A 26,870-nucleotide genomic window follows, 5' to 3' on the forward strand; every position below is an offset into this window, starting at 1 on the left:
TCAGGGTCGGTACGTCGGCGTGATGCCCGGCGGGATGGGCCCCTTGATGCGCCGGCCGCCCTGCGTCTCCTCCCACGCGTGGGCGAGGATGCCGACGCTGCGGCCGAGCACGAACAGGCCGCGGGCCAGCGGCGGCGGGAAGCCCAGCTCGCCGTAGATGATGGCGGTGGAGCCGTCGATGTTCATCGGCACCGGGTCGATGACCGCCTCGACGGCGAGCCCCGCGGCGAGGAAGTCGCCGGCCACCACGCCGTCGTCGACCGCCCGCTGCACGAGCCCGACGAGCGGGTCGCGGCGCGGGTCGCGGGGGTGGAAGCGGTGCCCGAAGCCGGGCAGGTACTTGCTGCGCGCCCGCCAGCGCGCGACCGTCTGCGCCGCGGCCTCGGCCAGGTCCGTGCCCTGCGCGGCGAGGTCGCGGATCTCGGTGTACAACTCCAGGCACTGCTGTCCGGCACCACCGTGCACGTCGCCCATCACGTTTACCCCGTTGGCGATGGCGTTGTTCAGCCCGATCCCGCACGTCGCCGAGATCCGGGCGACGGCGATCGACGGCGCGTGCGGGCCGTGGTCCACCGAGGCGACCAGGGCGGCGTCGAGCAGCTCGGCCTGGCGCGCGTCCGGCAGGTCGCCGCGCAGCATCAGCCAGATCGCGTCGGTCAGCGTGGTCGCGCCGAGCAGATCCTGGACGGGGCGGCCACGGAACTCGATGACGCCGGGCTCGATCCGGGAGACGGAGGTGGCCCACCAGTCGGCCACCGCCTGGACGTCGGTGCTCATTCGGCGACACCTTCCTTGAGACGCCATGCGGCGATGAGATCGGAGACGACGGCGGTGTGCTCGCCCAGCATCGGCGGCGGGGCCGGCGGGGTCAGCGGTACCCCGTCGAAGAGCACCCCGCTGCCCACCACGTCCAGCCGCCGCGCGGAGCCGTCCGGGAACGGCAGCTCGGTGATGAAGCCGCGATGAGCCAGCTGCTCGGACTCCAGCGCCTGCGGGACGGTCAGGATGCGCGCGGCGGGCACGCCGGCCGCGTTGAGCTCCCGCTCCCACTCGGCGGCCGGCCGGCGGCGCAGGGCCGGGTTCAGCTCGTCGTTGAGCGCCGCCCGGTGCTCCTTGCGAGCCTCGGGCGCGGCGAAGCGCGGGTCGGTCAGCAGCTCGGGGCGCCCGACGAGCCGGCACAGCGTCTCGTACTGCTCCTGCCGGTTCGCGGAGATGTTGAGCGGGCCGTCGGCGGCGTCGAACGTGCCCGACGGGGCGGCGGTGGCGTTCTGGTCGCCGGTCGGCTCGGGCGGCACGCCGGCGAGGAGGTAGTTGGAGACGGTCCAGCCCATCGCGGAGATGGACGCCTCCAGCATCGACACGTCGAGCTGGCAGCCGGCGCCGCTGTGGTGGCGGGCCGCGACGGCGGCGACGATCGCGAGCGCCGCGGCGAGGCCGCCGATGCTGTCGCAGACCGGGAATCCGACCCGCAGCGGCGCGGTGTCACGGGTCCCGGTCACGCTCATCATGCCGGAGAGGCCCTGGATGATCTGGTCGTAGGCGGGCGCCTGGCTCATCGGGCCGGTCTGGCCGAAGCCGGTGATGGAGCACGCGATCAGGCGCGGGTTCAAGGCCTGCAGGCGTTGCCAGTCGTACCCGAGCCGGGCCAGGACCCCGGCGCGGAAGTTCTCCAGGAGCACGTCGGCCGCGCCGACGAGCTCCTCGAAGGTTTCGCGCCCGGCCGGGTCCTTGAGGTCGAGCTCGACGGACTTCTTGCCCGCGTTCTGGGCGAGGAAGGACGTGCCGAGGTACCGCTCGTTGAGCTCCGCGTCCGGGCCGAGCTGCCGGGCGAGGTCGCCGCGGCCCGGCACCTCGACCTTGACGACGTCGGCGCCCAGGAGCATGAGCTGGTAGCTGCAGTACGGGCCGGCGAGGACGTTCGTGAGATCGAGGACGCGGATGCCGTCTAGTGGTCGCGGCTGCATGCACCTGTCTCCTTCAGCGCTGCTCTCAGAGCTTCCTTCGGAGGTTCCTTCAGAGCGAACTGCCCAGCGGGTGGTCGAAGCCCCGCTCGGACATCCGCTGGGCGACGTCCTTGAGGTCGGCGGCGAACTCGGTCACCCGCTCCTCCGGGAAGCGCAGCGTCGGGCCGCTGAGCGACAGCACCGCGACGACCGCGCCCGCGCGCGAGAAGATCGGCACGGCGACGGCCGAGAGGCCCTCCTCGCGCTCGCCGTGGCTGACGGCGTAGCCCTGGTGCGCCGCCTCGTCGATCCACTCCTGCAGCCGCCTGATGTGCTGGTCGCCGTAGGGGGAGCTGCGCGCCACGCGCAGCAGGCGGGCCGGGGTCGCGTTGCGCAGCAGGACCTTCGACGAGGCGCCGGCCCACAGCGGCAGCTCGTCGCCGATGTGCACGACGTGCCGCAGCGGCTGCGGGCTCTCCTGCTGGGCGACGCAGACCCGGTAGATGTCCCGGGCGACGTAGACGTTTACCGTCTCACGCCGCCGGGCGGCGAGGTCGCGCATCATCCGCTGCGTCTCCGGCGGCAGCTCCCAGCTGCGCCGGGCCAGGTGCGCCCAGCGCCACAGGCCCGGGCCGGCCATGTAGCCGGCGGTGGTGCCCCACAGCAGGCCGCACTGCTCCAGCGTCTGCACGAGCCGGATCACCGTCGTCTTGGCCAGCCCCGTGCCCTCGACGATGTCGCGGATCGAGACCAGCGGCCGATCCTCCGTGAGCAGCGTCAGGATGTCCAGCGCGCGCTGGACGCTGCGGACCCCCGGCGCGTCGGCCTCGGCCTCCTGATGCTCGACGCCGTCGCGGCCTGCCGTCTTCACCATGTTCGTGTCTCCATCGCTCGTCGCGCCCTGGACGCCGATTGTCGCAACTTTCTCGACTCGGGCTCTTGCCAGCGGCTGTCGGCCGCCCGTACGTTACACCCAGTCCGCATAGCGGTCCAGATGTACCGCCGAGCGGTTTGCAGCGAGGGAGCGCCATGCTGAATGCGATCCTCGGATCGGAGCCCCCGGTCGTGGCCCCGGCCCTGCTTGCGGGGGAGTGGCGGGCGGACGGTGTGCAGGCCGAGCGGGTCGGGCCGTACGTGCGCCGGGTGGTCAGCCGGGCCGTGCTCGCCGACGATCAGGCGGTCCGCACCACGGTTCAGTACGCCCACCAATCGGCCCGGCGGATGGCCGCGCTCGCCCCCGCGGCCCGGGCCGAGGTGCTCGAACGCGCCGCCGAACTCGCCGTACGCCACCGCGACGCGATCGCCCGGCTCATCGCCCTCGAGCTCGGCAAGCCGCTCAAGGACGGCCGCGGCGAGCTCGACCGCGTCGCCGACACCTTCGCCGTCTGCGCCGCGGAGACCCGCCGCATCGGCGGCGAGCTGCTGCCGGTCGCCGGCTGGGCCCGGGGCGTCGGCAACACCGCCCTGACCTACCGCGCCCCCGCCGGCGTCGCCCTGGCCATCACGCCGTTCAACGCCCCGGCCAACCTGCTCGCCCACAAGCTCGGCGCCTCGTTCGCGGCCGGCAACACCACGATCGTCAAGGCCCCGCCGCAGGCCCCGGCCGTCTCCGCGGCCGTCGTCGCCCTCCTGCTGGAGGCGGGCGCCCCGATGGAGGCGGTGCAGCTGCTGCACGGCGGCGGCGACGTCGGGGCCGCGCTGTGCGCCGCGCCGGAGGTCGCCGTCATCAGCTTCACCGGCAGCGTCGAGACCGGCGCGGCCGTGGCCCGCGCCGCCGGGGCCAAGCGCCTCGTGCTCGAGCTCGGCGGCAACGCGGCCACGATCGTGTGCGAGGACGCCGACATCGCGCAGGCCGCCGCCGTGTGCGCCCGCACCGGCTACACCAACTCCGGGCAGAGTTGCATTTCGGTGCAGCGGGTGTACGTCCAGCGCGTCCGCTATGCCGAGTTCGCCGTCGCGTTCGGCAAGGAGGTCGCGGCGCTGAAGGTCGGCGACCCGCTCGACCCGGAGACCGACGTCGGCTCGATGGTCGACGACGCGGCCGCCGAGCGGGTCGCGGCCTGGGCCGCGCAGGCCGCCGCCGACGGTGCGACGATCGCGCTCGGCGGCACCCGCACGGGCGCGACGCTCAGCCCGACCGTCGTGCTCGACCCGCCCGCCGGCGCCGACGTGGTCGCCCGCGAGGTCTTCGGCGCGCTCGTGGCGGTGCTGCCCTACGACGACTTCGACGAGGTTCTCGCCGCGTGCAACGGCAGCCGGTACGGCCTGCAGGCGGGCCTGTTCACCCGCGACATCGGCCGGATCGTCACCGCCTGGCGGGAGCTGGAGGTCGGCGGGCTCGTCGTCAACGGCTCGTCCAACTTCCGCCTCGACCACGTGCCCTTCGGCGGGGTCAAGGACTCCGGCTTCGGCCGCGAGTCGCCCGCCTGCATGATCGAGGACTACACCGTCGTCAAAACCCTGCTGCTGCGCGGCCTGTCGATCTGGGGCACCCAGGCATGAGGGCGGCCGTGCTCACCGCGCCCGGGGCCGTCGAGGTCACCGGCGACTGGCCCGAGGCCGAGTGCGGCCCCGGCGACGTCGTCGTCGCCGTGCGGGCCGTCGGCATGTGCGGGTCCGACCTCGCCGTCGTCGACGGCCGCCGGGCCGTGCCCCACCTGCCCTGGGCGCTGGGGCACGAGGCCATCGGCGACATCGTGCGGGTCGGCGCCGGCGTGGCGCCCGGCCGGGTCGGGCAACGGGTCGCCGTCGAGCCCAACTTCCCGTGCCTGCGCTGCCCGGCCTGCGCGGACGGGCGCACCGCGGTCTGCCCGGACCGGCGCATCCTCGGCATCAACGAGCCCGGCGCGCTGCGCGAGCGGGTCACCGTGCCGGCCCGGTTCGCCTGGCCCGCCCCGCCCGGCCTCGCCGACGAGGACCTGGTCTGCGTCGAGCCGCTCGCCGTCGCGCTCGCCGCGCTGGCCCGCGCCAGCCTCACCGCCGGGGAGCGCTGCCTCGTGGTCGGTGCCGGTGCGCAGGGCCTGCTGGTGTGCCTGGCCGCGCGGGCGCTCGGCGCGGTGCCGTTCGTCATCGACCCGCACGCCGGCCGGCTCGCCACCGCACTGGAGCTCGGCGCCGCGGCGGCCCCGGACGACGGGCTGTTCCCGGTGGTGTTCGAGACCTCCGGTGCCCCGCCGGCCCTGGAGACCGCCGTCGAGCGGGCCGCGCCCGACGGCCGGATCGTTCTCATCGGACAGAGCGGCACCCCGGCCCGGCTGTCCACGTTCACCGTCGTCCAGCGGCGGCTGACGCTGCGGGGCTGCCTCATCTACGACCACCCTCGCGACTTCGCGGCCGCCGTCGAGCGGGCCGCGGAGCTGCGCCCGGGCCGCATCCTGCGCGGCCGGTACCCGCTCGCCGGGGTGGCCGACGCGTTCGCCCGGGCACGGGAGCTGCCCGGCAAGACCTGGATCACGTTGGAGGAACCGCCGCGATGAGCGCCGAGACGAAGACGACCGCCGCCGATGCGCTCGTCACTCAGCTGGAGGCGTACGGGGTGCGGTACGTCTTCGGCACCTGCGGGCACACGAACATCGCGCTGCTCGACGCCATCGGCCGCAGCTCGATCGAGTTCGTCATCGCCCGCCACGAGCAGGCCGCGGCCCACGCCGCCGACGGCTACGCCCGCGCCTCCGGCAAGCCCGGCGTCGTCCTGCTGCACGTCGGGCCCGGGATGATGAACGCGGTCACCGGCGTGGCCACCGCGGCGCTGGACTCGGTGCCGATGGTCGTCATCGCCGGCGACGTGCCGTCCTACATGCACGGCCGGCACCCGCACCAGGAGGTCAACCTCCACGCCGACGCCGACCAGACCGCCATCTACCGCCCGTTCGTCAAACGCGCCTGGCACGCGCACCGGGTCGAGGACCTGCCGCGCTTCCTGGAGCGGGCCTTCTGGACCGCAACCTCCGGCCGCCCCGGCGCGGTGCTGCTCAACGTCCCGATGGACCTGTTCTCCCGGCCGCTGGACTTCGAGGACCACCCGTTGCCGGCCGCCGTCACCGTGCCCGCCCTCGCCGACGCCTCCCGCATCGCCGAGCTGCTGGCCGAGGCCGAGCGGCCGCTGGTGTACCTCGGCGGCGGCCTCGGCCGCGGCGAAGGCCGCCAGGCGCTGCTGTCCCTGGCCGAGCACCTCGACATCCCGGTCGCGCACTCGCTCATGGCCAAGGGCGCGCTGCCCGACCGCCACCCGCTCGTGATGGGCATGACCGGCTTCTGGGGCCTCGAGGTGACAAACACCTACGCCCTGGAGGCCGACGTCGTGCTGGCCATCGGCACCCGGTTCGCCGAGACCGACGCCAGCTCCTGGAACCCCGCCTACACCTGGCGGATCCCGCCGACCCGGCTGATCCAGATCGACATCGACCCGGCCGAGATCGGCCGCAACTACCCCGTCGAGATCGGCGTGGTCGCCGACGCCACCCAGGCCGTGCGGGCCATCGACACCGCGGTGCGCCGGGCCGTGCCCGAGCCGGTGCGCCGCCCGGGCCTGCGCGAGCAGATCCACGCCGCCCGCACCGCCCTGTTCGAGGGCAGCACCGGGCGCGGCCGCAGCGAGGACTTCCCGCTACGCCCCGAGCGCATCCTGCTCGACCTCCGCGAGACCCTGCCGCCGGACACGATCCTCGTCACCGACGTCGGCTGGAACAAGAACGGCGTGGCGCAGTGCTACCCGCTGCCGCCCGAGGGCCGCTTCATCACCCCCGGCGGCGCGTCCACCATGGGCTTCGGCCCCGCCGCGGCGCTCGGCGTGCAGATCGCCGAGCCCGACCGGGTCGTCGTCGCGCTGGTCGGCGACGGCGGCATGAGCGCTGCGCTGCCGGCCCTGCCCATGGCGGTCGAGCGGGGGCTGCCGGTGCTGTTCGTGGTCATGAACAACCGGGCCCACGGCACCATTGCCGACCTGCAGGCCGCGAACTTCGGCCGGCAGTACGGCTGCGAGTTCACCGACCCCGACGGCCGCCCGTACAGCCCGGACTTCGCCGCGCTGGGCCGGGCCTGCGGCGCCGACGGGTACCAGATCGAGCGCGTCGAGGACCTGCGCGGCGCGCTGCGAACCGCCGAACGCCGCCGCCGCCCGGCGGTGCTCGACGTCGCGATGGTCAACGAGCCGGTGCCAACCCCTGGGCACTGGAACATCAAGGACATCTACCAAGGTCTTTTTGACTGAGAGGTGATGCGCATCATGTCCACGCAACGCTTCCGCATCCTTGCCGGCACCACCCTGCTCGCCCTCGCGCTGACCGCCTGCAGCGCGCCGGGGGAGAAGAAGAACGACACCCAGAACGCCGCCGGGCCGATCAAGCTCGCCCTCGTCGACGCCCAGAGCGGCCAGCTGTCCTCGCTGGGCGCCTGGGAGCTCAAGGGGGCCAAGCTCGCGGTCGAGGAGTGGAACAAGGCCGGCGGCGTCAACGGCCGGCAGATCCAGCTCGACGTGTTCGACGACCAGGGCGACCCGACGGTCGGCACCAACCTGGCGCGGAAGATCGCCTCGGAGGGGTACGTCGCGATGATCGGCACCGCCGAGAGTGCCGTGACGATCGCGATGGCCCCGATCCTGCAACAGGCCCAGATCCCGAACATCACCTCGGGCCAGTCGACCGGCCTCGTGGCCGTCAAGAGCCCGTTCCTGTTCCTCAACGGCCCGACCAGCACCACCTACGACGAGACCCTCGCGAAGTACATCGTGGACACCAAGGGCATCAAGTCGATCGCGCTGATCACGAACAACGGCTCGTACGGCAAGGGCGAGCACGACGCGTTCCTCAAGGCCCTGCAGTCCCGCGGCGTCACCCCGGTCGCGGACCAGGTCGTCACCACCGACCAGAAGGACTTCAGCGCCGCCCTGTCCACCATCCGCAGCAAGAACCCGCAGCTGATCTTCCTCGGCGCGGAGGAGGTCGAGTCCGGGCTCATCGTCAAGCAGGCCCGCGACCTCGGCATCACCGTGCCGTTCGCCGGCGCCGCGCCGCAGGGCACGCCGGTGTTCCTCAACACCGCGGGCGCGGCAAACGTCGAGGGCACCATCGTGAGCTCCCCGTACCTGTCCAACGACGTCAGCGACGCGGCGAAGAAGTTCGCGGCGGCGTACAAGGCCGCCTACAACGAGGACGCGGAGCTGCACGGCGCCAAGGCCTACGACGGCACCCAGATCGTGCTCACCGCGCTGAAGACGAGCAACGCGGCGACAGGCAAGCCGCTCGCCGACGCGATCCGGGGCACGAAGTACAAGGGCCTGCTCGGCGACTTCGCCTACGACGACACGGGGGTCGGCATCTTCGCCACGTCGATCGGGGTCATCACCGGCGGTAAGCTCCAGGCCGCCAAGGGCTGAGCCGTTCCCCTCTTCACCGGGGCGCCGTCGCGACGGCGCCCCGGTCCGGCCTCGGGAGAGCCATGCAAGTCACACTGCAAACGCTTATCGGCGGGCTGAGTCTCGGCGCCGTCTACGCCCTTGTCGCCATGGGCTTTTCGCTGGTGTACCGCACGATGGGCCTCGTCAACTTCGCCCACGGCAACGTGGTGACGCTCGGCGCCTATGTCGCGTCGACGTTCTACATGTCCGCGAAGCTGCCCTTCGCGCTGGCGATGGTCGTCGCGATCGTCGTCACCGGGCTGGTCGGCCTCGTCATCGAGTTCGTCCTGCGGCCGCTGGAGAACAAGGACTTCGACCTGATGCTGATCGGCACGATCGGCTTCGGCATCGTGCTCGACGCCCTCGCCATCATCATCTGGGGCGCCACCGGCCGGGCCGTGCGCTCGCCCGTGCCCGGCGCGCCGCTGGACCTGTTCGGCCTGCGCATCCGCACGTACGACCTGGTGGTGCTGCTCATCGCCGCCGTCGCGATGCTGCTGCTCATGCTGTTCCTGCAGCGCACCAAGCGCGGCACGGCGATGCAGGCGGTCGCGATGGACCACGAGGCCGCCACCGCCGTCGGCATCCACGTCGGGCGCAGCAACTCCCTCGCGTTCGTCATCGGCGCCGGCCTCGCCGCCCTCGCCGGCGGGCTCGTCGGGCCGCTGCTGTACGTCAGCCCCACGATGGGCGGCGCCCTCGGCATCAAGGGCTTCGCGGGGGCGATCCTCGGCGGGTTCGGCAGCATCCCCGGCGCCATCGTCGGCGGCCTGGCCATCGGCGTGCTCGACGCGTTCGCCGCCGGGCACTTCCAGGGCTACTCCGAGCTCGTGACGTTCCTCGTCTTCACCGCCATCATCATGATCCGGCCCACCGGCATCTTCGGCGAGCGGACGGTGAACCGGGCATGAGCGGTACGAAGCGAAGCGAAGTGGCCGCTCATCATGAGGCTCAGCATTCGTCATGCCGGCGCCGGAGCGGAGCGGAGGTGACGGCATGAAACGGCGCCTCGCCGTCCTGGCCGTGGTCGCGGCCGCCCTGTGGATGCTGCCGTACGCGCTGGACTCCTACGCCATCCACGTCGTGGACGTCACGCTCATCTTCGCCCTGCTCGCCATCGGCCTCGGCCTCGCCATGGGCATCGCCGGGCAGGTCAACCTGGCCCAGGTCGCGTTCTTCGGCGTGGGCGCCTACACGGTGGCGATCCTGACGACGCACAACGGCTTCGGCTTCTGGACCGCGGCGCTGCTGGCCCTGGTCGCCACCGCCGTCACCGGCCTGTTCGTCGGTACCCCGGCGCTGCGGGTCCAGTCGCACTACCTCGGCATCGTCACGCTCGGCCTCGCGCTGGCCTTCACCAACTGGGTCACCAACGCCGCGGTCGCGGGCGGCGCCGAGGGCATCAACGCCATCCCGGTGCCGCAGTTCCCCGGCGTCGACCTCTCCAGCGAGTACCTCTTCTACTACCTCGAGCTCATCGTGTTCGCGATCGCGCTGGCCTTCGGCCTGTTCGTGGTCCGCACGCCGCTGGGCCGGCGCATGCGGGCCATGCGCGACGACCCGCTGGCGGCGGGGGCGGTCGGGGTCGAGGTACCGATGCTGCGTATGACCGCCTTCGCGCTCGCCAGCGTCTACGGCGGCACCGCCGGCGTGCTCTACGCCGGGCTCGTGCGCTACGTCGCGCCCGAGTCGTTCAGCATCGCCAACATGTTCCTGCTCCTCGCGATGGTCATCATTGGCGGGCGGCAGAGCCTGCTCGGCTGCGTCGCCGGCGCCGTGACGCTGTCCCTGCTGCGCGAGCTGCTGTCCGACTACCCGACGTACGCCCAGGTCGTCTACGGCAGCATCGTCGTGCTCGTGGTCGTCTTCGCCCCGACGGGCCTGGCCGGGCTGCCTTCCCGGTTCCGCCGTCGCCGGGCGGGCCCGCGGCAGGAGCTGCGGCCGTTCACGCCGTTCGATCTGGTGTCCACAGAGGACTCTCGGCCGCTGCTGGAGCTTTCTGACATCAGCAAGCAGTTCCGCGGCCTGCGCGCGCTCGACGAGGTTTCCCTGACCGTCCGGGCCGGCGAGATCCGCGGCATCGTCGGGCCCAACGGCTCCGGCAAGACGACGCTGTTCAACGTCATCACCGGCCTCTACAAGCCCACCGCGGGCTCGGTCTCGTTCGCCGGCGCGCAGGTTACCGGCGCGGCGCCCTACCGGCTGGCCCGGGCCGGCATGGCCCGCACCTTCCAGAACCTGCGGCTGTTCGGCGCGCTCACCGTGCGCGAGAACGTCCTCGTCGCCCTCGATCGGACCCGGACCCGTTCCATCTGGCGGTACCCGCTGTGGCCGCTGGGCGTGTGGCGGCAGGACCGGGCCCTGCGCGCCGCCGGTGACGAGCTGCTCGGCCGCTTCGGGCTCGCCGACTTCGCCGATGCCCGGCCGGGCGCCCTGCCGTACGGCATCCAGCGCCGCGTCGAGATCGCCCGCGCGATGGCCCAGCAGCCGCGGCTGCTGCTGCTCGACGAGCCGGCGGCCGGCCTCAACGGCGAGGAGGTCCGCCAGCTCAGCGAGATCGTCCGCTCGATCCGCGACAGCGGCGTCACCGTCGTGCTCATCGAGCACAACATGGGCCTGGTCATGTCGCTGTGCGAGCGGGTGACCGTCCTGGCCAGCGGCCGGATCATCGCCGACGGCACCCCGGCCGAGGTCGCGATCGCCCCGGCGGTCGTGGAGGCGTACCTCGGCGACTCGATGGCCGACACCGTCGAGCAGGTCGTCATCGAGGAGGTCGGCCGATGAGCCCGGATGCGCTGGCGGTCGAGGACCTGACCGTGCGGTACGGCGGCGTCTGCGCGGTCGAGCAGGTCTCCTTCACCGTCCCGGCCGGCGGGTGCGTCGGCATCATCGGCGCCAACGGCGCCGGGAAGACCTCGACGCTCAAGGCGGTCCTGGGCCTCGTGCCGCGCACGGTCGGCGGCCTGCGCCTGAACGGCGAGGACGTCTCGCGCGTGAAGGCCCGCGACATGGTCCGCCACGGCGTCGGCTACGTGCCCGAGGGCCGGCATGTGTTCCCGGGTCTGAGCGTGGAGAAGAACCTGATGCTGGGCGCGTACGCCCAGCGCTGGAACGCTTCGGTCCGAACGCAGCTCGACGAGGTGTTCGCGCTGTTCCCGGTGCTGGGGGAGATGCGGGCGCGGCTGGCCGGAGCGCTGTCCGGCGGCCAGCAGCAGATGCTCGCCATCGGCCGCGCGCTCATGTCCCGCCCGAAGCTGCTGCTGCTCGACGAGCCGTCGATGGGGCTGTCGCCGAAGCTGGTGGAGGAGATCCTGGCCGCGCTGCAGCGCCTGGCCGCCGACGGGCTGAGCATGCTGCTGGTCGAGCAGAACGCGAAGCTCACCTTCGAGGCGACCGACCGCTGCCTGGTGATGGAGAACGGCACCGTGGCGATGACCGGCTCCTCGTCCGAGCTGCGCCACGACACCCGGGTACGGAAGGTGTACCTGGGCCTGTGAGGGTGGTGGCGCGGCGTCGCTGACCAACTACGACTGAGACCGTGGGCGCCCGAACGGGGACCCGGGCGCCCACGGTGGCATCAGTTGCGCGTGCAGGTGTCGAAGCAGTAGGTGAAGACGTCACAACCCGTGACGAAGCCCACCTGCGTCTCGTCACTCTCCTCCGCCGGAAGCAGCTCCAGCGCGTCGACATCGGTGCTCACCACATTCACCTCCCTCCCGCGTCGTGAAGAATCCGGTCGGGCATGCCCCAGCGTGCGCCGCCGTGCCGCAGCCGGAGCAGGAAGGCCAGGCCGCCACTCAGTCCCGTGGCGTATCCGACCGTGGTATCGGTCCAGGTGTCGTCGGGCAGGAGCATGAGCCCGTCCCGGATCGTGTTGCGGACCGCCATCAGGCCGGCGAGGTCGGCGGCCTGGTCGCGGAACCGCTGCTCGCCGGTGAAATCGGCCAGGTCGAGCAGGAACTGGCCGTCGCCGGGCAGCCCGTGGCAGGTGGCGAGGGACGAGTACCAGCTGTCGCGGTGGACCGCGGCGGCCGCCGCCTCGGCGAGGTCGCGGAACTGCCGCTCGCCGGTCGCGGCCCAGAGCCGGATCAGGAACGTTCCCACCCCGGACGATCCGCTGCACCAGTGCTGCCGGGGTACGTCGGGCGCGCCGTCCTCGCCGGTGGACCACCACGCGCCCGCGCCGCTGCGGATGGCGGCGCGCGCCAGGGTCTCGCCGGCTCGCCGTGCGGTGTCGAGGTACTCTTTCCGGCCGGTGGCCAGGCCGGCGTAGAGCAGGAAGGCGCCGATGCCGGCGACCCCGTGCGCGAAGCCGTAGTGCGTGATGCCGGCCAGGCTCGAGTCGAAGTCGGCCGGGATCGGCCAGACCACTTGGCCATCGCGTTCACGGGCGGCGTCGAGCACGTTGTCGGCGGCCTCGGCGGCGCGGTGCAGGAGCTCCGCGTCGCCGGTGGCGTGCCACAGGTATAGCTGCGCCATCCCGGCGCCGGCCACGCCGTGGCAGATGTCGGCGTTGGGCCAGTGCAGTGGGGCCTGCTTGGCGAGGTCGAGGGCGCGCGCGGCGAGGATGTCGTCCCGCAGGAGGACGGCCGCGTCGTGGAGGGCCCAGGCCGTGCCGGATCGGCCGAAGTACAGCCCGGGAAGTACCCGGTCGACGGTGAACAGCCGTTCCCCGACCCATTCGGCGGCCACGGCGAGGCCGTCGCGGTGCGCGTCCTTGAACGTGCGCGCGGCCTGGGTGAGCACGGCCAGGACGCCGGCGGCACCGTACTGCACGGCGAGCGGGTCCGAGGCCGACTCCGTGTGTGCCGTGCGCCAGAGCCGTTCCGCCCCGGGCGTGGCCGTGCCGTGCACATGGCTGAGCCCGTCGCCGATCAGACGGTCGATGTCGATCTTCGACGCGGGCGCGCGGACGCCGTCCTTCTTGTCGGTGCCCAGGAAGGTTCGGGCGTCGGCCAGGCTCCAGCGCCGTTCCGGATCGTCCTCGGTGAGTCCGAGGATGAGCGGCGCGAACCGCCGGACGGTGGGCATGTGGGCCCCGGCGCGCTCGACCAGGTCGGTCAGCCGCTGGTGGTACGACCGTTCGGCGGGCTCGTCGGGCGGCAGCAGCGGGTGTACCCCGCCGGCCAGCCAGAAGATGGTCGCACCCAGGCTGAACAGGTCCGATCGGTGACCGGGCACGGCGCCGAACCGCCGGGCGGTGACCTGCTCCGGCGCGGCGTAACCGGGGGTGAAGACCCGGGCGGCGAGGTCCCCGGCGCGCACGGCGTGCTCCAGGTCGACCAGGCGCAGCCGGCCGTCCGGGGTGACCATGATGTTGCTGGGCGTCATGTCCCGCAGCACGATGCCGTGCGTGTGTACCGCCGCCAGGAGATCGACCAGCCGGATGCCGAGCTCGACCGCTTCCGCGAGCGGCGCACCGCGGCCGCCCCATTCGCCCAGGGCCCGCTCGTTCACCCACTTGCGCAGCGTCGTGCCGTCGATCCACTCCTCGGCGAGGAACAGGTGCTCCTGATGCGTCACGAGCGCGACCTTCGCCGGCGCCACCTGCAGCGGGGCGAGCACGTCGAGCATGTCCGCCTCGTGCCGCAGCAGCGCCCGCGCGTCCTCGCCGGTCCAGCCGCTCATGGCGTGCGGCCGGGCCCGTTTGAGCACGACCGTGGCGCCGGTGCGCCGGTCCGTGCCGCGGTAGATGCCGCCCTTGTACGAGTGCCGGATCGCCCCGCGCACGACGAACCGGTCACCGATCAGCACGGGACCGGGCCGGCCGGGTTGGCTGGGCGGCGTTTCCGCCGCCGGCAACGGTGGGACCGCTCCCGGTGGCGGGCTGAACCAGGCCCGCCGCTCGTCGGGCACCTTGCGCCCGTCCGGACCCGTGACGACGAACCGGAAGTCGCCGTCGTTGGACAGGACCGGGCGGGCCCGGAACCCGCCGTACCGGTAGTGCACGACGCTGCCCGGACGCACGGCACGGTCGGAGAGGATGGCCGGCCCGGGCAGCCCGTCGGTCACCCGGTCGAGCTCCAGCGCGAGCCGCCGGAACTGCTCGTCATCCCTGGGGTACACGGTGACGAACTTGCCGCCCGACCCGCGCTCGGACTGGTTCGACAACAGCTGCCCGAGGCGATCCAGATCCCGGGCGAACTTGAACGCACAGCCCTCGCCGACGAGCACGCCGGCCACGCGGGCCAGGACCACGGGCCCGGCGAGCACGGTGCTGGACACGTGCAGCTTCCAGCCCTCTTCGCGCGCCGGCTGGGCGGCGGGCCGTACGACACACCAGAAGTCACCGGGCTCGACCGTCCAGGCGGCCGCGTCCGCACGGTCGAGCACGCCGCGGACGATGCCCTCGAGGAGCCATGCATCCGATGCCACACGGTCGCCGTTCGTCACACCGACACGGCGTTCCACCCCGTTCCACCGGTCGGCCGCCCGGCGTGCCGTCAGCGCAGGAACGCCGAAACGCGCTCCGCTACGACCGGCGCCGTCCTGCCTTCCGGGCCGAAGTGGTTCAGGCCCGCCATGGTCTCGATCGCGGCGTCCCCGAGCGTGTCCTTCAGGCGATCGGTCTGGGTGAGGATCGCGGCGGCCGTGCGGCTGCCCCGAAGAATCAGCACCGGCACGGTGACGGCCGCATAGTCGGCGAGGCGACCCATGCGGGCGGCGATCTGCTCGTGCTCGGCCAGGTTGGCGCCGAGCAGCGGCCGCATGCGTTGCCAGGTCGCGCCGCGGAAGCCGACCCGCATCGCGAAGCGCAGGTACCAGTACGGCATCTTGGTCACGAATGCGGGCGCCCCGCCGGAGCCCCGGATGAAGTGCACGAACGCCCCGTACGGATCTCCGGCCGCCAGCCGCTCGCGGTACGGCTGCATCCAGGCGGTGGCGAACGGTTCGCACGGCACGCCCGGCTCGTAGAGCGCGATGCGGTCGAACACGGCGGACCGCCGTGCGGTCTCGAGGACGGCGAGCCCTCCGAAGCTGTGGCCGAACACCAGCCGTGCCCCGGTCGCGGCCTGCACGGCGAGCAGGTCGTCGGCCTCGCGGTCCAGCGAGTAGTCCGGCCCTTGCGGGCCACTGGCCCCGCGCCCCCGCCGGTCGACGACGTGCACCGTGCACGACCGGGCCAGCGCACGGCCCAGCGGCAGGTAGTCCTCCGCGGCCCGCAGCGCGCCCCCGACGACGATGACGCCGGGGCCGTCGCCGATGGTCCGATAGGCGATCTTCGTACCGTCGGCGGAGATCACGGTCCCTGGCCGCTCCAGCAGTGCGGGGTTTGTCGCACTCATGCGGGTCGCTCCTGTTCCATGCGGTCGAGGGTGCTGAGCAGACGTTCGGTGTGCTCGGCGTACTGCGCGTACGGCACGCCGCTGTGCTCGACGAAAACGGCCAGCCGATCCTCGAAGTCCCGCCGGACGGTGGTCACGAGCCGCTGGCCCTTGTCGGTGAGGCTCAGCCGCCGGCGGTTGCCCCCGGCGGGGTCGGGCTCGACCTTGAGCAGCCCGTCGGCGGCCAGGACGGCGGTCATGCGGCTGACCGAAGGCTCGGTCACGCCGAGCTCGTCGGCGAGGGCGCGCTGGGTCGACGCTCCCAGCTCGCCGACGAAGACGAGCGCGAGGAAGCGGTGGTAGGAGATGTCGTGCTGGGCCCGTAGGAGCCGGTCGCCCATCCGGTCCAGACGGGCAGTGAGCACGTGCAAGGCAAAGCTCAGGTTGTGCGCCACGCCAACAACTTAGCAGACTAACTTAGCTTTGCAAGATGCCTGCTGGACCTGTTGTCACGAACCCCAGAGCCGGATGGTGCCGTCGCGGCCGGCGCTGGCGAGCACGCGTCCGTCCGGGCTGAACGCCACCGACCTCGAGATCAGGCGGCCGAGGGGCTGGCCGATGGGTTGAGCGTTGCCCGGGTTCCACAACCGCGCCCGGTAGCCGGCGCTGGCCAGCCGATGCCCGGCCGGGCTGAACGCCACCGACCGCACCCAGTCGGTGCCGCCGGTGAGGGACTGGACGACGGATCGTCCGCTGGCCAGGTCCCACAGGCGCAATGCGTTGTCGCCGCCGGCGCTGGCGAGGCGGAGCCCGTCCGGGCTGAACGCCACGGAGGAGACGGGTTTGGCGGCGTTCTCGCTGAGAATTCGTATGCAACGCTGCGGGATGACTTGCTGCGGCGATTGGCCTGTGGCGGGCGACGCCGGTCTTGCCGCCCCGGTCTCGCGGGGTCCGGCGGGAGCGTCCGGCCTTGCCGGCGGTACCGACGATGGCTCTGCGGTTCTCGGAGTCGTGGCCGGTCCGCCGCTGGTGGTGGCGCGGTGGTGGATGGCGCCTTCGGCGACGACGAGTTCGGGCTGGTCGATCACGACGGCGTCGAAGTCCAGACCGCCGACGTCGCCGAGCCCGTCGGCGGCGACCATCTCGAACCCGTCCGGCGACGAGCGGACCACACTGACGTCGAACGTGCCGCCGCCGAGGTCGTACACCACGACGGCCCGGTTCGCCGAGGTTCGCTGCTCCAGTGCCGTGGCGAAGTACGCGGCCGCCGCGACCGGTTCGGCCACGAACCGGACCGGACCGAGCCCCGCGCGGCCGGCGGCGTCGGCCAGCACGCCGAGCCGGACCCGGCCCCAGGATGCCGGATGGGTCATGACCACGTCGTCCACGGCCCGGCCGGCGACGCGCGACGCCTCCGCACCGACCCGCCCCAGTACCGCCGCGATCAGCTCGACGACGGCGTGCTCCGCCTCGCCGAGCCACACTGTGCCGTCATCGATGCGACGTTTCGGGTTCGGTTCGAAACCGGCGGGGAACCCGACCGCGGCTCGGACCGCGTCCGCGCCCACCAGCAGGTCGGAGCCCGGATCCGCGAAGACCGCCGACGCCAGCAAGGGCGACCCGTCGAACAGCAAGGGACGGATCCGGCCATCGGGCGCCATCAACACCGCCACCGTGTTCGATGTGCCGAAGTCGATGCCCAGCCGTACCCCGTCCGCGGCCACCGCGCCAACCTACCGCCTGGCGGCGACGATAGGGTTGCTGATCAGCCGGGTGTCCGCGCCGGCCATCGCTGCGGGTCAGGTCGGACAGGCGAATTTTTTCCGGAGCCCGTGTCGATCCGCGGGCCGCTCGTTCGACCTGAGGGTGCGCGAGCCGAGAGGCGGCCCGCTGACGAGGAGGACACGATGTCGAAGTACATGCTGATCATGCGGGGCACCGACGAGTCGAACGCGGCCATGATGGCCGACATCGAGGAGATGATGACCACGACCCGCCAGTTCATCGAGGAGATGATCAAGGCTGGGGTGCTCCTCGCGGCCGAAGGGCTGGACGACGCGCGCCAGGGCGTCGTGGTCGACTTCAGCGGCGAGGCCCCGGTGGTCACGGACGGGCCGTACGGCGAGACCAAGGAACTGTTCGGGGGCTTCTTCCTGCTCGACGTCGCCTCGAAGCAGGAGGCGGTCGAGTGGGCCAAGCGGGTACCGGCGGCGCGCGGGTCCAAGATTGAGATCCGGCGGGTGCCCGAGAGCGACGAGGTCCCGCAGGCCGGCGAATGATCGTCGAGGACTGGGCCGGGTACGAGAGCAACGGCCGGATCTGATGGGTACGGCCGATGTCGAGGCCGTCTGGCGGATCGAGTCGGCGCGGATCGTCGCCGCGCTGACCCGGTTCACCGGCGATTTCGGGCTGGCCGAGGACGCGGCGCAGGAGGCCGTGGCCGAGGCGCTGGTGTCGTGGCCGCTCGCCGCCCCGGCCAATCCGGCCGGCTGGCTGATGGCGACGGCCCGGCGGCGGGCGATCGACGCGATCCGCCGCCGGGCGGCGCTGCAGGACCGGTACGCCCTGCTGGCGGCGGACCCGGCGGCCGACTCGCCTGTCGACGAGGAAGTCGACCCCGACCGGATCGACGACGACGTCCTGGCGCTGATGTTCATCAGCTGCCACCCGGTGCTGTCCCCGGAGGCCCGGGTGGCGCTGACCCTGCGCGTGGTCGGCGGCCTGTCCAGCGAGGAGATCGCCCGCGCGTTCCTCGTGCCCGTGCCGACCGTGCAGGCCCGCATCACCCGGGCCAAGAAGACGATCGCGGCGGCCGGGGTGCCGTTCGAGCTGCCGCCGGCCGGCGAGCGCCGGGAGCGGCTGGGCGGCGTGCTCAGCGTCATCTACGTGATCTTCACCGAGGGGTCGACGGCCACGTCGGGTGAGCGGCTGCTGCGCCGCGACGTCGCGTACGAGGCGATCCGGCTGGCCCGCACGCTTGCCGCACTGCAGCCGGACGAGCCTGAGGTGCACGGCCTGCTCGCGCTGTGCGAGCTGACGGCCGCGCGCTTCCCGGCCCGGACCGCCCCGGACGGCTCGCCGATCCTGCTGGAGGACCAGGACCGGCGGCGGTGGGACATCTCGGCGATCCGCCGTGGGCTGGCCGCGCTGACCAAGGCGTCGGCTCGCGGCCTCGGCCCCTACGGCCTGCAGGCCGCGATCGCCGCCACCCACGCGTCGGCACCCGCGGTCGAGGCGACCGACTGGGACCGGATCGTGGTGCTCTACGAGGCGCTCGGCCGGGTCGCGCCCTCGCCGGTGGTCGAGCTCAACCGGGCCGTCGCCGTGGCCATGGCCTCGGGCCCGGCGCAGGCCCTGGCCATCGTGGACGAGCTGATCGCCTCGGACCGGCTCCCCGGTTCGCATCTGGTTCCGACCGTGCGCGGTGAACTGCTGGCGCGGCTCGGCCGGCTCCCGGAGGCGCGCGCGGAGCTGGAGCTGGCGGCCCGGCTGTGCACCAACCAGCGCGAACGCTCGGTGCTGCTGCGCAAGGCGGCCACGCTGGCCTGACTTCTCCCACTCGGGCGTCTCCCACTCGGGCGGGATCACCGAGGTGGCGAAGTGACGATGCACGCCGGCGGTCAGCCGGCGAGCGCGGCCAGGCGGCTCGCGAGCTCGGTGGCGGCCGTGCGCAGTTCGGGCGGGTCCAGCACCTGCGCCTCGTAGCCGAGACGCGCCACGTGTACCGCGATGACGTCCAGGCGGTCGGCGGCGGCGACGAGTACGCACCAGCCGTCGCCGTCGTCCTCGACCCGGCCGACCTGGGGCGGGACGCGCTCGCGGACCTCCTGGGCGGCGGCACGGAGGCGGACACGGGCCACGTGCCGGTACGGCGCCTCGGCCACCGCGCGCTGGACGAAGGCGGCCGGGTCCGGGTGCTCGCGCGGGCGGAAGCGCCATGTCGTGGCCTCCACCGTGCGCATGCGGTCGAGGCGGAACGTGCGCCAGTCGTCACGGTCGGCGTCCCAGGCCATCAGGTACCACCGCCGCCCGGTCGTCACCAGCCGGACCGGTTCGACCGTGCGCTCCGTGTCCGAGTACAGGAACCGCACGCGCACGGCGTCGCGGCACGCGCGGGCCAGCGTCATCAGGACGTCGGCGTCGATCTCCACGCCCGGGCCGATCAGCGTCTCCGTCGCGCCGTGCACCGCACGCACCTCGGCCCGCAGCCGCGGCGGCATCACCTGGTCGAGCTTGGCCAGGGCGCGCAGTGCGGCCTCGCCCGCGCCGGCCACCGTCCCGGCCGAGGCCAGGCGCAGCGATACCGCGGTCGCGATCGCCTCCTCGTCGTCCAGCAGCAGGGGCGGCAGCCGTGTGCCGGCGCCCAGCTGGTAGCCGCCGCCGACCCCGCCGGTCGCGTGCACGGGGTAGCCCAGCGAGCGCAGCCGCTCCACGTCGCGGCGGATCGAACGGTCGGTGACGTGCAGCTCCGCGGCCAGTTCCGTCGCCGTCCACGAGGCGCGCCGCTGCAGCAGCGCGAGCAGTCGCAGCACCCGTTCGGCGGTCATGGGCTCGATCATGTCACCAATCGCGGACCGTATCCGTCCGCGATTCGGGGCAGACTGTGGGACATGACTGAGACGCGCACCGTGCAAGTCGCGATCGACTGTGCCGACCCGGCCGCGCTGGCCGGCTTCTGGATCGAGGCGCTCGGCTACAAGCTGCAGGACCCGCCGCCCGGCTTCGGCAGCTGGGACGAGGCGCTCGACGCGATGAACATCCCGGCGGAGGACCGCAACCGTGCCTCGGCGATCCTGCACCCGGAGGGCCTCGGGCCGAGGGTGTTCTTTCAGCGGGTACCGGAGGGCAAGCAGGTCAAGAACCGCATGCACCTCGACGTCCGGGCCGCGCCGGGGCTGCAGGGCGAGGAGCGGATGGCCGCGCTGGAGGCGGAGGCCGACCGGCTGACCGGCCTCGGCGCGAAGCGTCTCGCGCGCCATGAACCCCGGCCCCCGCTGGCGTCCGGGCACATCGTGATGGCCGACCCGGAGGGCAACGAGTTCTGCCTCGACTGACATGTAAGTTTCCGCGCGACCCTGCGCCGAACGCACGAAACCGCACGAAACCATTGACGTAGATCAGTGGCCCGGTCGACTGTGAGCGCTCACAGCCGATGAAGGAGCGGGCATGCGGGCACTGATCGCCGTCACGCTGCTGATGGTCGGGCTCGGGGTCGCGGTGGTGAACCAGGCGAGCGCGGCCGCGGCCGGGTGCTCGGTCGCGTACAAGGTGACCAACCAGTGGCAGGGTGGCTTCGGCGCCGACGTCACCGTCACCAACCTGGGCGACCCGGTCACCGCGTGGACGCTGGGCTGGACGTTCGCCGGCGGCCAGAGCGTCACCCAGGCCTGGAACGCCACCGTGACCCAGTCCGGCACGGCGGTCACCGCGAAGAACGTGAGCTACAACGGGAGCATCGCGACCGGCGGTACCGTCAACTTCGGCTTCAACGGCGCCTGGACGACGAGCAACCCGGTCCCGGGAGCGTTCACGGTGAACGGGGTCGCGTGCACGGGATCGCCGACGGCATCGCCCTGTGCCACGCCGTCGCAAAGCGCCGGCCACAGTCCGAGCCCAAGTGCAAGCCCGAGCCCAAGTGCAAGCCCGAGCCCGAGCGCCGGCTCGAGCACGCAGCCGAAGATCACCATCTGGCTCGCGGGGGACTCCACCGTCGCCAACCCGTCCGGCGGCGTGTGCCCGGTCGGGTGGGGAAGCCAGTTCGCGCTGCTGTTCAACGCCAACGTGACCGTCAAGAACCAGGCGGTGGCCGGGCGCAGCATCCAGACCTGGATGTACGACCCGAACGTCACGTCCACCAAGGACGGCAGCGGCGAGTGCGTCATCAGCCCGAACACGTATTCGACCCGCTGGCAGGGCATGCTCGACGCGAGCACGGGCATGAAGTCCGGCGACTACCTGTTCATCCAGTTCGGTATCAACGACGGCGACTCGGCCTGCCCGCGGCACGTGGGCTCGGCACGGTACAAGCAGCTGCTCGGGGTCATGGCCGCCGCCGCGAAACAACGCGGGGTGAAGGTCGTCATGCTCACGGCGGTCGCCGCGATCACGTGCAGCGGCAGCACCGCGACGGGCAACCGCGGCTTCCTGACCGAGACGAACGACGCCGCGAGCGCCAACGGTGTGCCGGTCATCGACCTGCACAAGCTGTCCTACACCTACTACACCAGCGCGGGGCTGTGCCCGAACAACGGCGACTACACCCAGGGCGCCGTCGGGGCCTTCTTCTGCAACGACCACACACACTTCGAGACCGCCGGCGCCGTGCAGATCGCCAAGCTGGTCGCGACCGCGGTGCGCAACCAGAAGCTGGATCTCATGGGATACCTCAAGTGAGGGCCGCACTGCGCATCGCCGCCGCCGTGACCGGCGCCGTGCTGGCCGGGACCGGGGCCGCCGTTGCGCTGGCCGCGACCGGTGACGGCTCGCCCGGTGACGCGAACATCGCGTTCGTCGGGCGCTGGGACCGCACCAACTCGAGCGCCTATGTGCCGAACTGGGCCGGGGCCTACCTGCGCACGGGGTTCACCGGCACCACCGTGAAACTCAAGCAGCGCGGGACCATCGACCTGTACTTCAGCATCGACGGCGGCGCCGTGCAGTACACCCAGAACGTGTCCGGCACGGTGAACCTGACGCCGACCAAGCTGGCGGCCGGCAACCACACGCTCATGGTCTCCTACCGTGTCGTGGCCGGCTCGTACACCGGCGACGCCGTCTTCCAGGGCCTCGTCCTGGACTCCGGCGCCAAGACACTGCCCGCGAACGTGTCGCCGAAACTGGTCGAGTTCGTGGGCGACTCGATCACCGTCGGCACGACGTCGTCGAAGAACGCGCTCACCGCGTACGGCTGGCTCACCGGCGAACAGCTGGGCGTGCGGCACACGCAGATCGGCTACGGCGGCGGCTGCCTGGTCGCCACCGCCGACGGCTGTGTGTCGGTGGCCGCGCAGTTCCTGAAGACCGGCTACTCGTCGACCAGCGCGAACTGGGACTTCAGCCGGTACACCGCCGATGCCGTCGTCATCAACCTGGGTACCAACGACAAGAGCCACGGCGTCTCGTCGGCCGACTTCCAGGCCGGGTACGTCGCCTTCATCAAGACCGTGCGCGGCAAGTACCCGAACGCCGCGATCCTGGCCCTCGAGACGTTCTCGAAGAGGTACCCGGCCGAGACGCAGGCCGCGGTGGCGACGCAGAACACCGCCGGCGACCGCAACGTGTACTACGTCAACACCGAGGGCTGGCTGCCGAGCGACGGCCTGAGCGACAGCGTCCACCCGAACGACAAGGGCCACCAGGCGATCACGGCGAAGCTGGCCCCGATCGTGGCGGCGAGGCTGACCCCGACCACGAGCCCGAGCGCTACGACGAGCCCGAGTTCCAGCACGAGCCCGAGCGCAACGACGCCGCCGCCGGCCAGTGGGTGCTCGGTCGCATACAAGATCACGAACTCGTGGCAGGGCGGCTTCCAGGGCGACGTCACCATCACGAACCAGGCCTCGAGCACCGTGAACGGCTGGGCGCTGCGCTGGACGTTCGCCGGCGGCCAGACGGTGACCCAGGCCTGGAACGCCACCACGACGCAGTCCGGCACGGCGGTGACCGCGACCAACGCGACCTGGAACGCAACGATCCCGGCGGGCGGCACGGCGGCGTTCGGCTTCACCGGCACCTGGACGAGCACGAACCCGGCCCCGGCCGACTTCACGCTCAACGGCACCCGCTGCGCGGCGGTCTGAACGGAACGGGCCGACGAACAGCCGAGCGCCGGTCATCCATCGGGTGACGTTGTCTGGACCGGCTCACCTTGGCGGACCGATGATGCACGGGTGACAATGCGTGCACCATGCGTTCCGGATGCGGCGGGAAGGGTGAGCGTGCCCGAAGTCACGGTGCTCGTCGAGAACGGCGATCGGCCGGCCGTACACCGGGAGGCGATCGCCGAACTGTGTGCCGACCTGCGGGACCTGGGCATCGAGGTCGCGGTCGAGGAGGACGCCGCCACGAGCCGGGCGGTCACCTGGTACGAGGTGACCATGATCTACCTCGGCGGCAAGATCCTGGACGGCGTGACCGGCGGTCTCATCGACAGCGGGGTGAGCGCCGTGCGCGACCGTGTCGCCGCGTGGGCGAAGCGCCGCCAGGAACGCGATCCGCAGCAGCGACCGCAGGTGGTGGAGCTCTACGGTCCGGACGGGAAGCTCATCAAGACCGTACGGGTGAAGTCCGGCGAGATCACCGAAGACTGAGAGCGTTCCCAGTGATGAACGCCCTGCACTACGCGGTGGTCGTCGGGATCAACCGCTATCCGGCGCTCGGTGACCTCACCGCGGCCGTGGGCGACGCGGCGCGGTTCCTCGAGTGGCTGGCCGACCCGGCCGGTGGCGCCGTGCCAAGGGCCAATATCGAGTTGGTACCGGCTTCCGCGGACGACGCCGCTTCCCTGCCGGCGGAGTCGGCCGAGCCGGCGGTACACCAGATCAATCTGGCGCTCAGCCGCGTGAACCGCGCGGTCAACCTGGCCCTGACGCAGGAACCGTCACGGTGGGATGACACGCGGTTGTACATCTTCGTCGCCGGCCACGGGATCGCGCCGGACGGCGGCGACGGGGCGCTGCTGGCCGCCAACGCGAGCCTGGAGGAGCTCGGCCACAATATCGAGCTGTCGCTGTACCGGCGCTGGTATCAGGTCTCGTGCGCCTTCCACGAACTGGTCGTGTTCGCCGACTGCTGCCGCAGCTTCGTCGAGGGCGCGCCCTCCAATGGTCCGCCGTTCACCCTGCGCGGCGACGCCCGCCGGCCGGTCCGGGTCACGGTCGCCTACGCCAGCGAGTTCGGCCGCACGGCCCTGGAGAACAGCCGGGCCGACCGTCCCGACCAGCGCCGCGGGTACTTCACCGAAGCCTTGCTGCGCGGGCTCCGCGAGGCCGGCGACCCGCGGTTCGGCGGGCGCGTCACCTCGGCCCGGCTGTCCGGATTCGTTCAGGCGTGCGTCCACCAGCTCGCGTCCGAAAGCCGGCGCGGGCAGGGCGTCGAGTTCAGCGGAGTGCCCGACATGACCTTCGGCCCGCCGCTCGCCGAAGCGGCCGCACCGCACCGTGTCGACATCGTGCTGCCGGAGTCGACGGGACCGGTGGAGCTGCTCGACGGCGACTTCCACGTGCGGGAGCGCTGGGACTCCGCCGCCGGCCCGTTGACGACCAAGCTTCCGTCCGGGCTGTACTGGGTGGTCCGCCAGGGGCAGCGTGACGCCGGCGATTCCGCGGGGCTCGGCATGTTCGTCGTGGCGGGAGCCGATCGTGAAGTCCGACTCTGACCACCCCGGCCCCGGCCGCATCCGGCTCTTCGGAACGTGGCCCGGGACGGAGCTGTCCGTGCGGGACAGCCGGTTCGACGTCGTCGCCCGCGGCGTCGGCCATCTCGACGTCAGCGTCGCGCCCGGGCTGTACCAGGTGGAACGCCGGCTCGGCGACACCCACGAGACCGAGATCGTGGCGGTGCGACCCGGCCGGGACCACGTCGACGCCGCTGTGGACCTGACGCTGCGCTCGGTCGCGCCCGTGGCGGCCGATCGGCAGACCGACGACGAGTACCGCACGGTGGCGGAGTCGGTCAGCGGCACGGCCGCGGCGCACGGGGACCCGGCACGGGCTCATCTCGTGGTGGTATCCGACGTACCGGTCGCCACCGTGCTGAGCCAATGGCAGTTGCTGGACGAGGACCTTCGCCCGGTCGACGCGTGGCCGCACGGATGGATCGGCGACCGTGCCGCCGCCTGGGACCGCGCACGGCCGGCCGGCGGACACGTGCTGCGCCGGCACGGTACCGATATGCCGTTCTGGCTCTCCCCCGGCTGGCAGACGATCGTGTTCCTGCGGCAGGCTCCACACGGCTTCGAGGTCTCGCTGCACCTGGTGGAGGCCGGCCGTCCGTGGCGGGCCGACAGCGCCGCGAACACCGCGGTGGAGGTCGCCCGCACGGCGCTGCTCCGCCGCCGGGCGGTCTTCCGCCGCGATGTCGTCGACGCGTTGCTGTCGAACCGGTCCGACCTCAACCCGATGCTGGGCGTGCTCGCGGCGCACGCGCTGCGCGCCGAGTGGCCCTCGGACGACACGACCCACGACCTGATCGCCGACCGGCTGACCGACCTCCTTCCCGGGCATCCCGACGTCGAGGCCCTGTCGCTGTGGCGCGAGGGAGCGGTCGCGCCCGGACGGCAGCGCCTGGCCTGGCCACCGATGATCCACGCCGCGTACCGCGACCTCGTCGTCCCGGCCGACGTCGCCGCGCCCGGCGTGCTGGTCGAGCATTCACTCGCGTACCAGATCGCCGGGAACCTCGTCAGCGGGGGCGTGTGGCTCAAGTACGAGGCGCTCGGAACGGGCGAGGAGCCCGGTGACGCAGCGGTGACCGGGCGCCGTGCGACCGCCCGGGCCGTCACACGGGTCCGGCGGTTCATCGCCGACGTCGCCGCGATCGACGGTACCGCGGACGCCGAGGTGGCGGCGGCCTGGAATCCCGCGGCCGTCGCGCTCTCGACGGCGCTGCCGGTCTCGGCCGTCGAAGAGGTCATGGCCGCGATCAGGCCGGCCGCCCGACCCGTCGACGGTGAGCCGCCGGCCCGGGTACGCCCGCTGGTCGCGACGGCGGCCTTCGTCAGCGCCCGGGCGGGGGACGACGACGTCGGCGCCGTGCTGGTCCGCGAGGCGTTGAGCAGGCGGTTCGGGGCATCGCGGGTGCACTGGAGCGGCCGGCCGCCCACCGCCGAGTCCGATGCCGTGGCGTGGCGCGAACTGCACAAGGCCAGCGTCGTCGTCGCCGTGATCGGCCCGGGATGGCTGCGCCCGGGGCCCGACGGCCGGCGTGCCATCGACCGGCCGGACGACGCCGTCCGGCGGGAGCTCCGCGTGGCGCTCGACCTCGGCCTGCCCGTGATCCCGGTACTGCTCGCCGGCGCCCACCTGCCCGCCGCGGCCGAGCTGCCGCCGGACCTGGCGCCGCTCGCCGAACGCCAGGCGCTCCGGCTCAATCCGGTCCGCATCGACGCGGACCTGGATGCGCTCGGCGACGTGGTCGGCGCGCGCCTCCCGACGGCCCGGACGCGGGCGGCCGCGGTGTGGCAGCGCCCGCCGGCCGAGCTCGAGCTGAACACCATGCAGCAGGTGCGCCGGAAGGCCGACGCCACCGCGGAGGCGCAGGTCCGCACCG

23 protein-coding genes are annotated in these 26,870 nt (G+C 72.6%); 14 read left to right on the top strand and 9 right to left on the bottom strand.

All coding sequences use genetic code 11. The features are described 5' to 3' along the window. From AB0B76_RS33655 to AB0B76_RS33665, 3 genes are read right to left on the bottom strand one after another with little or no spacing between them, the layout of a single operon-like run. Nucleotides 1-777 carry a citryl-CoA lyase gene (locus tag AB0B76_RS33655; RefSeq protein ID WP_360382942.1) on the bottom strand — a complete coding sequence of 259 codons (777 nt, stop codon included), beginning with the start codon at nucleotides 775-777 and terminating at the stop codon, nucleotides 1-3. Then, on the bottom strand, nucleotides 774-1,964 hold the full coding sequence (locus AB0B76_RS33660; protein WP_360382944.1) for a CoA transferase: 1,191 nt from the start codon (nucleotides 1,962-1,964) through the stop codon (nucleotides 774-776). Before AB0B76_RS33660 ends, AB0B76_RS33655 begins: the two co-directional genes overlap by 4 nt. Before the next feature lie 49 nt (nucleotides 1,965-2,013). Beyond that, nucleotides 2,014-2,817 carry an IclR family transcriptional regulator gene (locus AB0B76_RS33665; RefSeq protein WP_360382945.1) on the bottom strand — a complete coding sequence of 268 codons (804 nt, stop codon included), beginning with the start codon at nucleotides 2,815-2,817 and terminating at the stop codon, nucleotides 2,014-2,016. 155 nt (nucleotides 2,818-2,972) lie between these two features. Here AB0B76_RS33665 and AB0B76_RS33670 point away from each other — a divergent pair, with 155 nt between their 5' ends. The 7 genes from AB0B76_RS33670 to AB0B76_RS33700 all read left to right on the top strand — a co-directional run bounded on the left by AB0B76_RS33670 (nucleotide 2,973) and on the right by AB0B76_RS33700 (nucleotide 11,834). Continuing rightward, nucleotides 2,973-4,445, top strand: a complete 1,473-nt coding sequence (locus AB0B76_RS33670; RefSeq protein WP_360382946.1) for an aldehyde dehydrogenase family protein — start codon at nucleotides 2,973-2,975, stop codon at nucleotides 4,443-4,445. Beyond that, nucleotides 4,442-5,419, top strand: a complete 978-nt coding sequence (locus tag AB0B76_RS33675; protein WP_360382948.1) for an alcohol dehydrogenase catalytic domain-containing protein — start codon at nucleotides 4,442-4,444, stop codon at nucleotides 5,417-5,419. Before AB0B76_RS33670 ends, AB0B76_RS33675 begins: the two co-directional genes overlap by 4 nt. After that, nucleotides 5,416-7,152 (top strand): thiamine pyrophosphate-binding protein, encoded by a 1,737-nt coding sequence (locus AB0B76_RS33680; protein WP_360382949.1) that lies wholly within the window; start codon nucleotides 5,416-5,418, stop codon nucleotides 7,150-7,152. Before AB0B76_RS33675 ends, AB0B76_RS33680 begins: the two co-directional genes overlap by 4 nt. A 15-nt stretch (nucleotides 7,153-7,167) precedes the next feature. Beyond that, nucleotides 7,168-8,316, top strand: coding sequence for an ABC transporter substrate-binding protein (locus tag AB0B76_RS33685; protein WP_360382950.1), 1,149 nt, complete (start codon nucleotides 7,168-7,170; stop codon nucleotides 8,314-8,316). 62 nt (nucleotides 8,317-8,378) lie between these two features. Continuing rightward, nucleotides 8,379-9,248: a branched-chain amino acid ABC transporter permease gene (locus tag AB0B76_RS33690; protein WP_360382951.1), complete on the top strand. Its 870-nt coding sequence runs from the start codon at nucleotides 8,379-8,381 to the stop codon at nucleotides 9,246-9,248. Between the two features lie 85 nt (nucleotides 9,249-9,333). After that, a complete protein-coding gene (locus AB0B76_RS33695) occupies nucleotides 9,334-11,121 on the top strand; it encodes a branched-chain amino acid ABC transporter ATP-binding protein/permease (protein WP_360382953.1) in 1,788 nt (595 codons plus the stop codon). Then, nucleotides 11,118-11,834 (top strand): ABC transporter ATP-binding protein, encoded by a 717-nt coding sequence (locus AB0B76_RS33700; RefSeq protein ID WP_360382954.1) that lies wholly within the window; start codon nucleotides 11,118-11,120, stop codon nucleotides 11,832-11,834. The genes AB0B76_RS33695 and AB0B76_RS33700 overlap by 4 nt, the downstream gene beginning before the upstream one ends. An 80-nt stretch (nucleotides 11,835-11,914) precedes the next feature. Here AB0B76_RS33700 and AB0B76_RS33705 read toward each other — a convergent pair whose 3' ends face one another. The 5 genes from AB0B76_RS33705 to AB0B76_RS33725 form a co-directional block, all read right to left on the bottom strand. Next, on the bottom strand, nucleotides 11,915-12,037 hold the full coding sequence (locus AB0B76_RS33705) for an ALQxL family class IV lanthipeptide (RefSeq protein WP_360382955.1): 123 nt from the start codon (nucleotides 12,035-12,037) through the stop codon (nucleotides 11,915-11,917). Between the two features lie 5 nt (nucleotides 12,038-12,042). Then, entirely contained in the window at nucleotides 12,043-14,712 is a 2,670-nt protein-coding gene (gene lanL / locus AB0B76_RS33710) for a class IV lanthionine synthetase LanL (RefSeq protein WP_360382956.1), read from the bottom strand. 68 nt (nucleotides 14,713-14,780) lie between these two features. Next, nucleotides 14,781-15,623 (bottom strand): alpha/beta hydrolase, encoded by an 843-nt coding sequence (locus AB0B76_RS33715; protein WP_360382957.1) that lies wholly within the window; start codon nucleotides 15,621-15,623, stop codon nucleotides 14,781-14,783. Further along, complete coding sequence (locus AB0B76_RS33720; protein ID WP_360382959.1) at nucleotides 15,620-16,057, bottom strand: MarR family winged helix-turn-helix transcriptional regulator; 438 nt, start codon at nucleotides 16,055-16,057, stop codon at nucleotides 15,620-15,622. The genes AB0B76_RS33715 and AB0B76_RS33720 overlap by 4 nt, the downstream gene beginning before the upstream one ends. Before the next feature lie 54 nt (nucleotides 16,058-16,111). Next, nucleotides 16,112-17,326: an Hsp70 family protein gene (locus AB0B76_RS33725; protein WP_360382961.1), complete on the bottom strand. Its 1,215-nt coding sequence runs from the start codon at nucleotides 17,324-17,326 to the stop codon at nucleotides 16,112-16,114. Nucleotides 17,327-17,509: 183 nt separating this feature from the next. Between AB0B76_RS33725 and AB0B76_RS33730 the strand changes: the two genes are divergently transcribed. Next, nucleotides 17,510-17,881: a YciI family protein gene (locus tag AB0B76_RS33730; protein ID WP_360382963.1), complete on the top strand. Its 372-nt coding sequence runs from the start codon at nucleotides 17,510-17,512 to the stop codon at nucleotides 17,879-17,881. Nucleotides 17,882-17,924: 43 nt separating this feature from the next. Further along, nucleotides 17,925-19,151 carry a sigma-70 family RNA polymerase sigma factor gene (locus tag AB0B76_RS33735; protein ID WP_360382964.1) on the top strand — a complete coding sequence of 409 codons (1,227 nt, stop codon included), beginning with the start codon at nucleotides 17,925-17,927 and terminating at the stop codon, nucleotides 19,149-19,151. A 71-nt stretch (nucleotides 19,152-19,222) separates the two neighbouring features. Here the strand turns inward: AB0B76_RS33735 and AB0B76_RS33740 are convergent, their stop codons facing one another. Continuing rightward, complete coding sequence (locus AB0B76_RS33740) at nucleotides 19,223-20,149, bottom strand: transcriptional regulator (protein WP_360382966.1); 927 nt, start codon at nucleotides 20,147-20,149, stop codon at nucleotides 19,223-19,225. 63 nt (nucleotides 20,150-20,212) lie between these two features. Between AB0B76_RS33740 and AB0B76_RS33745 the strand changes: the two genes are divergently transcribed. The 5 genes from AB0B76_RS33745 (at nucleotide 20,213) to AB0B76_RS33765 (ending at nucleotide 24,978) form a co-directional block, all read left to right on the top strand. Then, nucleotides 20,213-20,656: a VOC family protein gene (locus tag AB0B76_RS33745; protein ID WP_360382967.1), complete on the top strand. Its 444-nt coding sequence runs from the start codon at nucleotides 20,213-20,215 to the stop codon at nucleotides 20,654-20,656. Nucleotides 20,657-20,768: 112 nt separating this feature from the next. Then, a complete protein-coding gene (locus tag AB0B76_RS33750; RefSeq protein ID WP_360382969.1) occupies nucleotides 20,769-21,995 on the top strand; it encodes a cellulose binding domain-containing protein in 1,227 nt (408 codons plus the stop codon). Then, nucleotides 21,992-23,401 (top strand): cellulose binding domain-containing protein, encoded by a 1,410-nt coding sequence (locus AB0B76_RS33755; protein WP_360382970.1) that lies wholly within the window; start codon nucleotides 21,992-21,994, stop codon nucleotides 23,399-23,401. Before AB0B76_RS33750 ends, AB0B76_RS33755 begins: the two co-directional genes overlap by 4 nt. 138 nt (nucleotides 23,402-23,539) lie before the next feature. After that, a complete protein-coding gene (locus tag AB0B76_RS33760) occupies nucleotides 23,540-23,911 on the top strand; it encodes a hypothetical protein (RefSeq protein ID WP_360382972.1) in 372 nt (123 codons plus the stop codon). Between the two features lie 14 nt (nucleotides 23,912-23,925). Next, entirely contained in the window at nucleotides 23,926-24,978 is a 1,053-nt protein-coding gene (locus AB0B76_RS33765; RefSeq protein WP_360382973.1) for a caspase family protein, read from the top strand. The last annotated feature ends 1,892 nt before the right edge of the window (nucleotides 24,979-26,870 follow it).

The sequence above is a fragment of the Dactylosporangium sp. NPDC049140 genome (assembly GCF_040648435.1).

Bases quoted from the DNA above. Each gene is read 5' to 3' on its own strand.
- AB0B76_RS33655 (WP_360382942.1), bottom strand. From the start codon at position 777: ATGAGCACCGACGTCCAGGCGGTGGCCGACTGGTGGGCCACCTCCGTC.
- AB0B76_RS33660 (WP_360382944.1), bottom strand. From the start codon at position 1,964: ATGCAGCCGCGACCACTAGACGGCATCCGCGTCCTCGATCTCACGAAC.
- AB0B76_RS33665 (WP_360382945.1), bottom strand. From the start codon at position 2,817: ATGGTGAAGACGGCAGGCCGCGACGGCGTCGAGCATCAGGAGGCCGAG.
- AB0B76_RS33670 (WP_360382946.1), top strand. From the start codon at position 2,973: ATGCTGAATGCGATCCTCGGATCGGAGCCCCCGGTCGTGGCCCCGGCC.
- AB0B76_RS33675 (WP_360382948.1), top strand. From the start codon at position 4,442: ATGAGGGCGGCCGTGCTCACCGCGCCCGGGGCCGTCGAGGTCACCGGC.
- AB0B76_RS33680 (WP_360382949.1), top strand. From the start codon at position 5,416: ATGAGCGCCGAGACGAAGACGACCGCCGCCGATGCGCTCGTCACTCAG.
- AB0B76_RS33685 (WP_360382950.1), top strand. From the start codon at position 7,168: ATGTCCACGCAACGCTTCCGCATCCTTGCCGGCACCACCCTGCTCGCC.
- AB0B76_RS33690 (WP_360382951.1), top strand. From the start codon at position 8,379: ATGCAAGTCACACTGCAAACGCTTATCGGCGGGCTGAGTCTCGGCGCC.
- AB0B76_RS33695 (WP_360382953.1), top strand. From the start codon at position 9,334: ATGAAACGGCGCCTCGCCGTCCTGGCCGTGGTCGCGGCCGCCCTGTGG.
- AB0B76_RS33700 (WP_360382954.1), top strand. From the start codon at position 11,118: ATGAGCCCGGATGCGCTGGCGGTCGAGGACCTGACCGTGCGGTACGGC.
- AB0B76_RS33715 (WP_360382957.1), bottom strand. From the start codon at position 15,623: ATGAGTGCGACAAACCCCGCACTGCTGGAGCGGCCAGGGACCGTGATC.
- AB0B76_RS33730 (WP_360382963.1), top strand. From the start codon at position 17,510: ATGTCGAAGTACATGCTGATCATGCGGGGCACCGACGAGTCGAACGCG.
- AB0B76_RS33735 (WP_360382964.1), top strand. From the start codon at position 17,925: ATGGGTACGGCCGATGTCGAGGCCGTCTGGCGGATCGAGTCGGCGCGG.
- AB0B76_RS33740 (WP_360382966.1), bottom strand. From the start codon at position 20,149: ATGACCGCCGAACGGGTGCTGCGACTGCTCGCGCTGCTGCAGCGGCGC.
- AB0B76_RS33745 (WP_360382967.1), top strand. From the start codon at position 20,213: ATGACTGAGACGCGCACCGTGCAAGTCGCGATCGACTGTGCCGACCCG.
- AB0B76_RS33750 (WP_360382969.1), top strand. From the start codon at position 20,769: ATGCGGGCACTGATCGCCGTCACGCTGCTGATGGTCGGGCTCGGGGTC.
- AB0B76_RS33765 (WP_360382973.1), top strand. From the start codon at position 23,926: ATGAACGCCCTGCACTACGCGGTGGTCGTCGGGATCAACCGCTATCCG.